General features: G+C 56.7%; 16 protein-coding genes. 4 read left to right on the forward strand and 12 right to left on the reverse strand.

All coding sequences use genetic code 11. The features are described 5' to 3' along the window. Positions 1 to 154: 154 nt before the first annotated feature. The gene (locus VB144_09745; GenBank protein MEA4883914.1) at positions 155 to 1150 is read left to right on the forward strand and encodes an IS1634 family transposase; all 996 of its coding nucleotides are present in this window, start codon (positions 155 to 157) and stop codon (positions 1148 to 1150) included. Between the two features lie 199 nt (positions 1151 to 1349). Here VB144_09745 and VB144_09750 read toward each other — a convergent pair whose 3' ends face one another. From VB144_09750 to VB144_09765, 4 genes are all read right to left on the reverse strand, one after another. Next, positions 1350 to 2954, reverse strand: a complete 1605-nt coding sequence (locus VB144_09750) for a S41 family peptidase (protein MEA4883915.1) — start codon at positions 2952 to 2954, stop codon at positions 1350 to 1352. A gap of 204 nt (positions 2955 to 3158) precedes the next feature. Next, positions 3159 to 3908, reverse strand: coding sequence for an SPASM domain-containing protein (locus VB144_09755; GenBank protein ID MEA4883916.1), 750 nt, complete (start codon positions 3906 to 3908; stop codon positions 3159 to 3161). A gap of 41 nt (positions 3909 to 3949) precedes the next feature. Further along, a complete protein-coding gene (locus tag VB144_09760) occupies positions 3950 to 4306 on the reverse strand; it encodes a hypothetical protein (GenBank protein ID MEA4883917.1) in 357 nt (118 codons plus the stop codon). Between the two features lie 87 nt (positions 4307 to 4393). Next, positions 4394 to 5365, reverse strand: a complete 972-nt coding sequence (locus VB144_09765) for an RHS repeat-associated core domain-containing protein (protein MEA4883918.1) — start codon at positions 5363 to 5365, stop codon at positions 4394 to 4396. Between VB144_09765 and VB144_09770 the strand changes: the two genes are divergently transcribed. The 3 genes from VB144_09770 to VB144_09780 all read left to right on the forward strand — a co-directional run bounded on the left by VB144_09770 (position 5354) and on the right by VB144_09780 (position 6830). Beyond that, the gene (locus tag VB144_09770) at positions 5354 to 5779 is read left to right on the forward strand and encodes a transposase (GenBank protein MEA4883919.1); all 426 of its coding nucleotides are present in this window, start codon (positions 5354 to 5356) and stop codon (positions 5777 to 5779) included. The two genes, VB144_09765 and VB144_09770, sit on opposite strands and share 12 nt — an antisense overlap. Positions 5780 to 5955: 176 nt before the next feature. Further along, complete coding sequence (locus tag VB144_09775) at positions 5956 to 6483, forward strand: winged helix-turn-helix domain-containing protein (GenBank protein ID MEA4883920.1); 528 nt, start codon at positions 5956 to 5958, stop codon at positions 6481 to 6483. Between the two features lie 65 nt (positions 6484 to 6548). After that, positions 6549 to 6830 (forward strand): transposase, encoded by a 282-nt coding sequence (locus tag VB144_09780; GenBank protein ID MEA4883921.1) that lies wholly within the window; start codon positions 6549 to 6551, stop codon positions 6828 to 6830. A 299-nt stretch (positions 6831 to 7129) separates the two neighbouring features. Here VB144_09780 and VB144_09785 read toward each other — a convergent pair whose 3' ends face one another. The 8 genes from VB144_09785 to VB144_09820 form a co-directional block, all read right to left on the reverse strand. Beyond that, complete coding sequence (locus tag VB144_09785) at positions 7130 to 7387, reverse strand: Imm17 family immunity protein (GenBank protein ID MEA4883922.1); 258 nt, start codon at positions 7385 to 7387, stop codon at positions 7130 to 7132. 23 nt (positions 7388 to 7410) lie between these two features. Next, a complete protein-coding gene (locus tag VB144_09790; GenBank protein MEA4883923.1) occupies positions 7411 to 8355 on the reverse strand; it encodes an RHS repeat-associated core domain-containing protein in 945 nt (314 codons plus the stop codon). A 125-nt stretch (positions 8356 to 8480) separates the two neighbouring features. Continuing rightward, the gene (locus VB144_09795; GenBank protein ID MEA4883924.1) at positions 8481 to 9467 is read right to left on the reverse strand and encodes a HEAT repeat domain-containing protein; all 987 of its coding nucleotides are present in this window, start codon (positions 9465 to 9467) and stop codon (positions 8481 to 8483) included. A gap of 6 nt (positions 9468 to 9473) precedes the next feature. Then, complete coding sequence (locus tag VB144_09800) at positions 9474 to 9827, reverse strand: hypothetical protein (protein MEA4883925.1); 354 nt, start codon at positions 9825 to 9827, stop codon at positions 9474 to 9476. Positions 9828 to 10046: 219 nt separating this feature from the next. Continuing rightward, positions 10047 to 10466, reverse strand: coding sequence for a transposase (locus VB144_09805; GenBank protein MEA4883926.1), 420 nt, complete (start codon positions 10464 to 10466; stop codon positions 10047 to 10049). 128 nt (positions 10467 to 10594) lie between these two features. Further along, the gene (locus VB144_09810) at positions 10595 to 11134 is read right to left on the reverse strand and encodes a transposase (GenBank protein MEA4883927.1); all 540 of its coding nucleotides are present in this window, start codon (positions 11132 to 11134) and stop codon (positions 10595 to 10597) included. A 223-nt stretch (positions 11135 to 11357) separates the two neighbouring features. Then, the gene (locus tag VB144_09815) at positions 11358 to 11942 is read right to left on the reverse strand and encodes a hypothetical protein (GenBank protein MEA4883928.1); all 585 of its coding nucleotides are present in this window, start codon (positions 11940 to 11942) and stop codon (positions 11358 to 11360) included. 108 nt (positions 11943 to 12050) lie between these two features. Beyond that, positions 12051 to 12992 (reverse strand): RHS repeat-associated core domain-containing protein (locus VB144_09820; protein ID MEA4883929.1); only part of this gene is annotated, 942 nt, incomplete at its 5' end.

A 12992-nucleotide genomic window follows, 5' to 3' on the forward strand; every position in this document is an offset into this window, starting at 1 on the left:
AAGGCTTATGCAGAGCATCGCTAGGGTGCTCTCGCCTGAGGAACACGCTGCGGCGCAGGCGGGCTTGGATATTGGATCGGTTCACATCAACTCCGACTAGGAGCTGGGAGGAGCGTGGGTTCTGGATCAGCTCTGGGAGAAGCTCGGCATACGGTTGGCCCTGAAGAGACTGCTCGCCGATAGGCAGTTTGCGGCGCCGGTAGAGAGGGCCATCTTCGCCATGGTCGCGGACCGGGCCCTTGCGCCCAGCAGCAAGCTGGCGATCGAGGACTGGGTCGAAAACGACGTCGTCATCGAGGGCTTGCCGCAGGCGCCGGTTCATCAGCTGTACCGTGCTGTGGACTTCCTCATTGAGAATGACGAGCAGATCCAGGAGTCGGTGTTCTTCTCCACGGCAAACCTCTTCAACCTGGAAGTGAACCTCATCTACTTCGATACTGGCTCAACCTACTTCGAGGTTGAGCCAGACGCCGAGGACGAGGAGGAACTGCGCCGGCTCGGGCATAGCAAAGACCACCGCCCCGACCTGCTCCAGGTCGTGATTGGCCTTGCGGTCACGAGAGACGGGATACCGGTCAGATGCTGGGTTTGGCCGGGGAACACCAACGACATGGAGGTTGTGGCCCAGGTCAAGAAGGACATGTGCGGATGGAAGCTTGGCCGTGTGATCACTGTGGTGGATCGAGGTTTCTCCTCCGCCGATAATCTGCGGCATCTGCAGAGAGCCGGCGGCCACTACATCGCTGGAGAACGCATGCGGTCCGGAATGGAGTCCGTGGAGGAAGCGTTGTCTCGTCAAGGCCGGTACAGGACCGTCAAGGAGAACCTGGAGATCAAGGAGATCGTGGTCGGCGATGGGGAGGCACGGACACGTTACGTGCTGGCAAGAAACCCCTTGGAGGCCGAACGCGACAGGCGCAACCGCGAGTGTATGCTCGATATCCTCAAGGAGAGGCTCCGGGATCTCAAATGCACGGAGGGAGAGCATCATTCGAAGGCCGTATGCGAACTCATGGCAAGCCGCAGGTTCGGGGGCCTCGCGTCTCCAATGGCCGATCTATCTGCTGCTACGCGCATTGTTTGCCTACGCGGTGTCGAAGACGGACAGTCCACATTGCACATAAGATCAAGCTTATGGGAGAGTCCATGAGAAAGGCTCTCGCCAGCGCCCAACACGAGAAGCTAGACAACGCATGATTCTCACTGCCCCAGCACCAAGGGCTCCCTCGGAGCACACCTCCTCTGGACACCCTTTACGTCCCATTGCTGGAAGTGCTACGTTGGAGATGTCTTCGTCGCTTCGCTCCGATACTAGGATGCAGAACATCGGTAATAGTAGCTCGAGCGCGTCAGGCTACCAGCCGAATGGTTTCGTAACGGGTGGCCGCATACTGCCGGAATCCCCGCCCGAGTGCGTCGAAGTACGCAGGCTGGCCGGAATCATCAGAAACCAGATGCTTCTGGAGGAATCTCATTACCCGACCCAGAGCATCATCTGGATCGACCCAGAAATCTGGCAGCAGTCCCAATCCATCTCTGTTTGTCATATCTTCGTAGCGGTTCAGAGCCACTGGCGCCACCATAGTCACCCCAGATATCGGCAGATGGCAGAGACCCACAGCACCAGCGGATAGCAGGCCGCCAGTATTCCCACCGATAAACACCACATTGTCCATATAGCGAAGGCTGAGTATGAATGTTTCGGCCGCTGACGCAACAAATGAATCGATGATAACCGCGACGAATGGTCCGCCGCTGGAGGCCACGCCCGCACCGTGATGTATACTGCTCCAGCCCGGGCGAGATTCATGGGCGTTCTGTCTGAGGAATGCAGCTGCATCTTTGGGCAACTGCGCTGCGGTGGGATAACGTTGAAGCAGATTATCGAGCAAAGCGATGGCGGTATCTGTTGTTAGGTTGGCAGTAACCTGCTGTGGTCTAGGCTGCTGGTAAGTGAGACGCCACAGCCAGGCCATAGCATACTGCGAACTACCTCCACAGTTCGAACGAATGTCTATGATTATCACGGGTTCATTGCGAAGACGGCCTGCATCATCAATGAATGCGTTCAGCGCCTCAATACTGGCGTCGGTTGGCTCGAAGCTCCTGCATTTCAGCAATGGCATGCCGCTCAGCATGCCTCGTTCATATGCAGGTCCCCGTTGCGCAACTGAGGCCATAGGGGTCAAACGAATTGAGTCAGAGAGTCCACTCTGGTACTCTAGTCCAATCGAGAATGCTGCACTGGCCTTCTCGCAGACAGTACCCAAGACGTACACGATGTCTCCATCCTCGTTGATAGAAGGCTTGAGGTAGCTGGACGGGTTATCGTTTTCGATTGATACTACTCTTCGGATTTCCCCGTTTTCTATCATGAAGAACCCGGCGGCGTCTCTCTGGAATTCGCGCTCTGGATTCCAGAACAACACATAGGAATTGCATAGCCTAGTTCGTCCTATGCTGAGGTGTCCATCCTGGATGAAATCCATATGGCCACAGACGAGAGCTTCGTACTCGTCAAGACTCAATCCGTCAGACCGTGTACCTAGCTCCTTCAGAATGCAATCCTTCGCGGTATCGAACGCCCCATCACCGCCGAAGAACTGGTAACCAGCGTACCCGTATTTTAGCACCCGAAAGACATAGTCAATCTCCCGCATGGCGTCTTGGGGGCTGATTGCGGACGGCCCATCAGGGCGACTGACTGCCAGCTCCTCCAGTTCGTCTTGGTCTAGTTCGCATCTGAAGTCGCTGTATGGGAATAGCAGGTCAGAGAAGGCCACGGACATCGCCACATCGTACATCTGAGACGTATCGGGTCTGTTGGCCTCAACAATGGCCCGCGCAGTTGGCCCAAGAACAAAACGCTCAGCCTGCGCCCGTGAATGGCTCGCGAGAACAGATGTGATGATCACGAAGACCCCCAGCGCCAAACAGACTCGATTAGCATTCACTGCGACCCCTCCCCTGACCGCATTGCGCAATTTGGGATGGCAAGTGGATCCTTCGAACCGCTACGCACACCACAAGAACTGTACAGACTGAACCACTATAGCGTTCGGCGAAACTGATGAGTGTCGATGCGCGTCTTCGGCGAAGAACGAAATCCCCGAACGCCTAGGCATAGACACTAGGCATCCCACCAAAGAGTTGCGTGCCTAGGTGCTCGTGCCGCCAGAGAGCATAGCTGCGTGACGGAGGTAATAATCTTTCAGTACTCTCTCCAGCGATATCACGTCAGACGGGCAACATGGTCTCTGCCGAGCCATCCACCTCCGAGGACATCCTCCCAAACATGAGGAAAGCATGCTGCAATCGCGGCACTGCGTCTCCCTAAACGGGTCCAACTTCAGCCATCGTTGAAGCGAGGACGATATGGCTACTCCCCGGCAGTTGACGGAGCCTACCGCATAGTCGTCCAACCCTAGCGTCTCAAGGCACTTATGTAGGTAACCTTCACTTAGTCTGCCTGCTATGTCGTATCCTCGATAAGTGGGGCGCTGCTCTGTCTCCGACGCCTTTCTCGCGGCGCTATCCTTTTCGCACCTGACGGCGCTTACGTTCCATGCCTCAGAGAATGCACGGTCACGCTTGGTCACGTTCGCTTCCTCGCCCTCAACGCTTCCGTATATGGCCTGTCGCCAGTTGTCCAGCCCTCCGAAGACAGCGAGGTTGACTACAAGGCTAAGTGCTTCAGCCACTAATGGCAACACAAGCACTTTCCATGCAGGCTTCAGTCCCAGCAAAGCGCCTGCCAGGCCGATGATTAACCCCGCTGCTAGTGCGCCGATGTATATTGGACTCCATCCTACCAAGACCAAACGCATCGGCCCATATACTACATGGTATATCGGGTAGTACAGAACTGCGAGAATGAGCACAAACACGATCTCTCTCCCTATGGCCACCCCTCGTCACCTCCATTTGATGCTTCTCCGACTCAGCCGTCTCATGGCCTGAGGCGATATATGCACTCGAAGCTCAATCTGTAGTGTGCCGAACGGGCCGGATTGGAGAGGGCCGCTTCGATTACCTGCCAGTTTGCGAGATACTCTCCCGGGTTCTTCGAGTCAACGCGGATCACCCTGCCCACCTCTTTTGCGCTTGATGCCCATACCCATTTGCCGTCGCCTACGTGAATTGCTGCATGATTGGGTTTTCCATCTCCATCCCAATCCAGGATAGCAACATCATCTGGTTTGTAGTCGCCAGTGACACGGACGAAGAAGGGGCTGTCGGCAATACTCACCGTGCTCAGCGACCCCGGAATCGGAATGCCTGCCCGGCGACCGGCTACTATCACCAACCTGGTGCAGTCGACACCGCCCCTTGACCAAGGTATCAGCGAGACTACCGTGTTTCACAGCGTGCCGGGATGCCCAGCGCCGTAAACTTACCGAACTCCACTCTCTGCCATGTCAAGCGCCGCGTTCACGAATGCGCCCGTAACCTGGGATGCAAGTCTCTCCTGCTGACGCAGTTCCCTTTCCTCACGTAAGTCAGCGCCCATGGCCTCGCGCAATCCGTCATGATCCACGTGCGCAATGGGATTCATGCTTACGTACGCATACCAGTTCAGCTCCTGCCGCACCGGGTCTCTGCTGATGAACCTCCCGACCCTAGGGTCGTAGTGCCTCGCCCCGAAGTAGTAGAGTTCCGTAGCGCCGTCCTCGGGCTTGCCGGTGAACCTGTGCGCCCCGGAAGCCATTGGGCCGGTCGACATAGCCAGCAATCCGAACGGCTCGTACTCGAACCGAGCCACGACCTGGCCCGCAGAGTCGGTTATCGCTCTTATGGAGCCCACCATGTCGGTGTGCAGGAAGTAGGTCTGAGCAGGATCCGAGTTTTCCTGTACCATCTTGGCCAGGTATTTTCCGTTCAGGACGAGATAGCATGTGACAGTCCTGTCATACTCCGGCGCAGGCGGAGGCGGGGGAGGAGGCGGTTTCGGAGGGTTCGGAGGCAACGGAGTCGGCGGATCGCCTGGATCGGGTTCTGGAACCACTATCTCTCCTGGAGGGATGCCGGGTCCGCCCACGGCCATAGTCCCGACATCGCCACGCTGCGCCTGCTCCTGCCGGCGGGCCTTCCGAACCTCGTACACTATGTCGTTTCCGGAGTGCAAGGTCACGACTGTCGTTTCGCCCTCGACCGCCTTCACCCTTCGGCCGAGCGCGTCGTACTGGTAATTCGCTGCAGTCGCTCCGCCCACCTTCGCCGCATTCATCAGGCGCTGGGCGCTGTACTCGTAGTTTATCGTCGCCGCCACGTCGGTCTTGGAGATCAGCTGCCCATATGGCCCCCAGGCGTAGGTTGCCGCTCCCCGGGTCCGCAGGTAGTTGCCAGGTAAGTAATGGCATTGCACGGCCCCGGAATCGGACCAGATCTCTGTCAGCCTGTTTCCTGCTCCGTCGTACTGGTGGGCGACAGTGGCTATTCCCGCGGGCTTCGGAACCTGGGCGGAAGTCAGCCTGCTGATCCAGTCGTATCCGTAGTTAAGTTGGAACGGCGAGCCCTCGTTAGCTCCGGACTAGGAGAAAAGACTCGCAAAGTCCTGTACATCAACCCATCCTTGGAAACAGGACGACCACGAGGCCTGAAAGCTGCGATGGAAACGCGCAAAGTTGTCGAGAGGGTATTTGGAGATGCAAAGAAGTGGCACGGAATGGGCAGGGCGCGGTACCGAGGCCAGGCAAAAGTTGCGATACAGGTGATCATGACGATGATGGTTGTGAACGCCAAGAGGTTCGCGTGCGGAGCATGCCTTGCCGCAGGGTGAAGTGCGCCCTCTGGACCCAAGTTCCCCCCAAGAACGAAGGGACATGGCAACAGACCCGCTCTCGACCACAGGCAAACTGTCTGCTATAGGTAAGCAACCCGGCAGTGAACAGTCTCCTGCTCCCATAGGCCTATTCAGCTGGTATAATGATCAACAGCTGAATGGAGAGATTGCCGATGCCAATGCCAAGGATGCGAGTAACGAATACGAACGGACTCGAAATCGACGAGATTGCGAAGCTTGCGGCGCATGCTGAGACGTCATATACCCGTCAAACGCTCACCTCAGTAGTCATGACGCTTCAGGGTATTCCTGCGGAAACCATAGCCCGGACGCTTGGATGTTCCCGCGTCTCCGTCTGGAGGTACGTGAACCGGTGGAACGGACAAGACGTGGAGGCTGCAGCGGATCATAGAGGCGGCAGCCAGAGTTCGTTCACCGAGGAGATGCTTCAAGACATAGACGACGCGGTCAGGAATCGTAGCCCCAGGGATCATGGATACAGTAAGAACCGTTGGGATACCCGGGTTCTTCAAAAGTACGTCTTTGATGCCTACGGGAAGAAGCACTCATATGAGTGGATCCGGCAGATACTGCACAAGCTCGGCCATTCCCACAAGAGGAGCGCCAAGCGTCCCACAAGGGCTAACAAGGAGGCCCAGGAGTCCTTCAAAAAGGGGCTGCTGCGCTGCGGGAAGGCATGAAGTCGCAGCATGTAGGCCGGTTTGTCGACAAGTTGATGCGCATAAACCGCGATAGGGAAGTCTAGGTGATTCTGGACACCTACCGGCCCCATAGATCCATAGCGCCTGGGTACGAGAGCAAATACCAGGGCAGGCTTCATTTCATGTTTCTGCCTCCGTATTCTCCAGAGCTGAACCCGCAGGAGAATGTCTGGGCATGGCTCAAGGACTACTGCGCCCGAGACAGTGCGTATTCGGCTGACAAAGAACTACCCCAGAGGATACGTAAGTTCTTCGTGTACGCCTACAACACACCGCGGAACGTGAGGAGGCGCGTGGATGCCGAGCCGAACTTCAAGACAGCATGATTTCACTTTGGGGTTGCCTACCTATAGGCACGTCCATGGTAGGCACACGCGAATTACTATGACATGGCAGCCCTCATCCACCCAGCTAAACCCCAACGAATCAGGTCTTTTGGAGATCTCTGTCTGACATCCTTTACACCCTCCCGATTGACTCCATTCTAGCAACTGTTCTGGGTGTCCATCAAATAGGGGTAGAATCAACACGAGGTTACCGCGCGATGCGTTCGTCTCCTGAGGCATCGAACACCTCAGCAAGCGAGCTCAAGGAATACTCCACTCTCCAACTGGTGAGGCGGAGTTCATCGAAATCTGAGTGTTCCACGCGCCAGAGATACTAGGGCGCCAATACCCGCTGCAATCCACAACACGCCAATGACGTAATTGAAGGGGCGCAATACCTCCGGGCCGAATATCATCTTGACGATTGACTGAAGCGAGAGCCGACTCCATTCGTCGGGTGGATCAGTGAAGACTCTCCAGCCCAGAATCGACCCGACGATATGAAGCACACCTACTAGAATGCTCACGATGCCGAACAGCAATGCCAGCAATCTCAACTTATGCCAACTCCTTTTCGCGTCTAGAGGCTGCCAGCGAACGGGGGGGCGTGTTTCGGTATCGGGATCGTCAGGTTGATGGGCAGGCCATAGCCTAATCCCCCATGCAGTGCCAAGCCTGCCCATGAAGTCCCGCCACCTTCGTTCAAGTCCCACAGAGAACCAACGCTCATGTGCTTGTTTGCACCCACGGCTAACTCTACTCTAGGGTCCGCAACAGATAGCTTCCTGCTCAATTCCACATCTATGCTGACACCCCAAAGCTGTTGAGCCGACAGTGTCTTGCCGAAACCCCACTCGCCGGTGCTTGTATCTACCTGTGACGCGACTCCGTATGGCCAGATGGATACGCTGGCTCCCAGCTTCAACGACCATTTAGGAAACACCCTCGCTCGTTCTTCAGGATGTTCCTGCAACCAAGCGAAGAACTGAGTGTGAAAAGGAGCTTGATTGCGGGAGCCCCAGATGAACCCTGGATAGTCCTCCTGCGTTTCTACGATGAGCAGCTCTGCTTCGGACTGTATGACCCCTGAGCCTGTTCCAGGCTCTTCCCGTAATCCGTTAGGGTCATAGTACGCGAGAGGGCTAGAGCTACAATATGAGTACCAGTTTGACCCATAGTATATTGGGTCCCTGGATAGGAATCTTCCGACGCCGGAGTCGTAGTGCCTCGCCCCGAAGTAGTAGAGTCCCGTAGCGCCGTCCTCGGGCTTGCCGGTGAACCCGGGCGCCCCTGCGGCCATAGGGCCGGTGGACATGGTAAGCAAGCCGAATGGTTCGTAGCCGAACCTTGCGACTACCTCGCCCGCGGAGTCCGTGATCGCTCTGATCGAGCCGACCATGTCGGCATGCAGGAAATACGTCTGGGACGGATTCGAGTCCTCCCGTACTATCTTGGCCAGGTATTTTCCGTTCAGTGCGAGATAGCATGGGCCGTACCATGTTCCGGTATAGGCCGCATCTCGCACACTATGTCATCTCTGGAGCGCAGGGTTATCGCGCCAGCGCCGCTTTCGATCACCCTAACCCTTCGGTAGAAAATGCCAACAAGGCATCGCCTTTTGGATCTCCCGGTCTGAAGCGGCAGCGTGGCCTAGTCTCGGTGTATCTCCTGGATTGCTTCCTGTGCGAGCCGCTTGTTGCGAGGGGCTTCGTGCGTCAGTTCAAGAACCTGCTCTAGCAGCGGTATAGCAGATTCAGCCCCCATTTCCCCAAGCGCCACTATGGCCTCCTGCCTGACGTCAATGTCGCGGTCGAACACATATCCACATGCGAACGGCACGTCTTCGGTTGAGCCGATCATGCCAAGAGCCCTGATGCTAGCCGTCTGAACAAACCGGTCTGGGAACCGCTCCGCGATGCGCCTAAGCACTTCTCGGCTACGTTCTATCTTCATTGACCCCAGGCTGCGAATCACCGCGTGGAAGTGCATCTCCTCAAGAGGCCCCATTCCCGTTTCAGCCGCCGCCGCGAGTTTGGCCAGCTCTTCGTCGACTTCTTCAGGTTGCAGGGTGTGCTTCTGCATGGGCGATTGGGGTTGGCTCCAGAGCCTCAGCGCCTCCCTTATGGCCTCGCCTTTGGGCTTCCAGTACGGATCTTGAGACATCTCCTCCAGAACCCGGCGCGCCGGTTCGGTCTCAAGCAGCCCAATTGCCCATATCGCAAGATCCGACACTCGATGCCCCTTGGCTTCAACTTCCTGCACAAGAACGGGCAGCGCGTCATCTCCGTACAAGCGCATGCTGTACATGACATTCTGCCTGAACGCCTGATAGTACTCCGACCCATCCCAGAATTGCCGCCACCAATGGCCGTAGTAAAGCTGATCGACCATGTACCGCAGGCTCGACGGATCCAGTATCTTCTCTATGGCGTAAAGGGCGCGTTCCTTCGCGCTCCACTCCAAGTCGGACACGAGAACCAGGTGAATCCAGCCCAGGCATTCGATGCCCCTGTTCTCCCAATCTTCGATCCTTTTCTCCGCGGCAATCGATAGTACGTACCACGCAGGCAGTGATACACATGCCACAAGAAGCATCGCCAAGAGCGCCATGATTATGTGGGCAAATGAGATTCTCATGGGTTTCTACTCCGCCTCAAACCCGTAACGGCGCGCGACCTTCCTGTACTGCTCGCCGTATGCTGTCGGGTCTGTGTATTCTGACAGCCCCCGATTGTAATCGGAAAGCCACAACTCTGGGGATTCGTACTCCTTAGCTTCGGCGAGAAACGCCAGGTGTCTGGCAGCGTAATCCATGCAAGTCACAGGATCCTCTGCAAATCTCTTCGGAGGGTATCCGAAGTCAAGCATCAAAGCCGTAGAGAACTTAACCTGACATATCCCAATCGACGCATCGTGGCCTTCCATAATGAGGCCAAAAATGGCTGCCTCGCCCTTGAGCTCGGATAAGTATGAGCGCCGAACGTTCTCAGCGTACACAACGCCTAGTCAAGTGGCTTATGCACCTTTCGGCCGCGGATCGCTGAGCGTAGAATTCCTTGAACTCCGTAGTAGCCTGCTTCTTCCGCTCCGCCGCTATCTCTGGTTCATAAGGGTGAATCGATATTGTGCGTCCCGTTCTGGCTTGGGTGCACTCATTCCTGGACGGACACGCCGCACAGTCGGAAAAGCATACGACCGTCCCCTTACGCGATTCGATCACCGACGGATCGAATCGCGCCTCCGAGCCTTCGGGACAGCGCACAACCCCGGCCAGCGTATCGATGTCGAACATGCTCTTGGGATACCTTCCGTCCACTCTCGCCTCGACGGAACCTTCGCGATGAGCTCAATCCCATCGTGAGCCATGCTCTCTTTGGTCGGCCAGATGCAGTGGGCGCTATCGCCCACAACCTGCGCGGGCTTCATTTCATTAGCTTCGCACTGCTTCAGCACTTCGGGCAACGGCTCGGCATCAGCCTTGTTAGCCGCGGTTACCACGACGGAAGCGATGAAGTTCCCATCGGTGGAAATGTGCGCCTTGAAACCGTTCGCTTTGGCCGACGACGTCTTGCGGCCATGACGCATGTCCGGGTCGGTAACTGATATCACTCTGTCCTTGGCGACACCCTTCTTCATCCTTATCTGACCGTCGATATCATCCACATCCTGGTTTGCTATGCGCTCAAGCAGGTCGCATGCGTCACTCAGATCCTTGGGCAAGGGGCGCGAAGCGCGGGCGGTGGCAACAAGATTGCGCGCGTCGATTACGTAAGATTCCAGGAGCCGTCGTTTCTCCTCTGGATCGTCCCAGCTGATCTTGGGTTTCGCATCGGTTGCGTAGTCTTGACGCGAGAGAACCGGTTCAAGCTTGGAGCGAAGCTCGTGAAACTCGGCAACCCTGAGCAAACGAACGATGCCCTTGCGCAGCAGGGTGTAAGTGTCCTGAACGGCGCCTGCTCCTCGTCGGATTGCATGAACCTAGCTCGATGGTCGCAGAGAGTCACCGCGTCGATTCCGGGGAAGTCTCGGCTGACTCCCAGCGCGTACTTGCATCGCTCGTCGAACCGGGATTCCCCTTCGAACTCCCGGTCGGACCAGCCTTTCTCAAGCTGAATCAGCAGCGCGCCGAAGGTACGCACAGGCGATACCAAGGGACGCCCGACACGAGAGAAAAGAGAGCTGAACACCGAATCGTCCATTCGCGCCAGATACTGGCGCATCCTCGACCAGTAGGAGTCCTCGGGGATTCTGTTGGTCCATAACGCATCAGAGAACGTAGTCTGCTCATCGCGCCTGCCTTGCATGAGGGTCAACCTCCAACTGCGTATTACAATGCTATTATACTATAATTGGCATGCAAAGTGGAGTACAATGTAACGAAATCCAGAGATACTCTTGTTATCAAATCGGCTTACACGGATTTCCGTTGCCGATACACGACCGGTTTGCGAGGGCTTTCGAGCAGATTCCTAGGGCCCGACAGCAACCGACCTTGCGAAGCCCCTTCGGGCCACCGTTCCTGCCCGCTCAAGGCACGAGATAGGACATGAGCAGGCCCATGAGAATAACCATGACTCCCGACGCTCGGAACCAGAACAGCATGTACCTCTGCCGCCAGACGCTTCCTTCGGGCGTGAGCTGGATTATGGCGGCGGAGTTGAGAACTGCGAGTACGCCGATCATCATGGCTAGGTGAGCGATAAGCTGGCCTCCAGTGATTGCGCGTAGCGAGGATAACAGCCCTTTTCGAACAGCTATTGTGGACAACGCACCTCCAATGATTGCCACGAGTCCTATGAGCCTCGCTCCGCCTACAGCGTGCCGCCACCACACCATATAGCGATCAACTTGCCTGGCATCCATGTGAAAATACGGCAGTAGTGCATCCCGATACTCGTCAAATAGGCTTACCACGTAACGAGCTTGGTGCAATTGACATATGCCGAATGCAATTGCCAATACACCCCATATGTCCGACATTCCCATACTCACGCACAAGGCTGTGCCGACCCAGAGGAGTGTTCCCCACCTGGCGGCATACGCTATGCTCTTTCTTCCTACTTTCCACATGCGACGGAATTGAGACATGAACTCCTGCAATACTCTTCGCAAGAGCATTCCCTCCTGCACAAAGGCCGGTCCTTAGGCATTAAGACCAGGTATGCGACCTTCCGTCCAGCGTTGCATTATCTATGGCCGAGGCAAAATTCGGCTACACGGCTACACGGCACAGTACGTGACCCCGCTCGAAGCGCCGCCGGCTGGTTTTTGGTAATCCGGTCTGTCACTGCTCATCCCCCCGAAGGCCCGGGCGGGAATACCCAGTTCATCCATGATGATCCTCTTTGCCGGATCAGGCAGATGCTGCATCTGCCGAAGCATCCAGGGAACGATGCGATCCTCGACAAACCGCCGCACCCATCCGGTTACTCCGAGGACCTGACAGCCGCCAATGGTTCCATGCCCTTCTGCTGGAAGCACTGAAACGCCCCAAGTGACCGTAACTCCGATGCACTGATCCGAACGCGTTACCTCAAGTCCCAATGGTCCTGCACTGCCCCCCGCCGCGCATCCGATTCCCCGCAAGTCGAATATCGTATCTGCTCCAGTAAATGTGAACGCGCCAGCCGCCCCGATATTTGGCGTTCCTCCTCCGAAATCCGCAGCGACAAGGATTCCCACATTCCCGTACCCGTCTATCACTACCTGGCCTGTTAACCCCACCTTCAGAAGAAACGCCGCCATAGCATTGCCGCCAGCGGCAAACGTCCATCGACCATCGGGGTCGATGTACATGAGCGGGTTGTTGAGGCAATGCACGTACCAGTTCATTCCCTGCCGCGCCGGATCCTCGCTTATGAACCTCCCGACCTCGGGGTCGTAGTATCTTGCGCCGAAGTAGTAGAGCTCCGTAGCGCCGTCCTCGGGCTTGCCGGTGAACCTGTGCGCCCCGGAAGCCATCGGGCCGGTGGACATCGTAAGCAGACCGAACGGCTCGTACTCGAATCGAGCCACGACCTCGCCCGCGGAGTCGGTGATCGCTCTTATGGAGCCCACCATGTCGGTGTGCAGGAAGTAGGTCTGAGCAGGATCCGAGTTCTCCTGTACCATCTTGGCCAGGTATTTTCCGTTCAGGACGAGATAGCATGTGACAGTCCTGTC

Source organism: Clostridia bacterium, assembly GCA_034926675.1.
Taxonomy (GTDB): domain Bacteria; phylum Bacillota; class DTU025; order DTU025; family DTU025; genus JAYFQW01.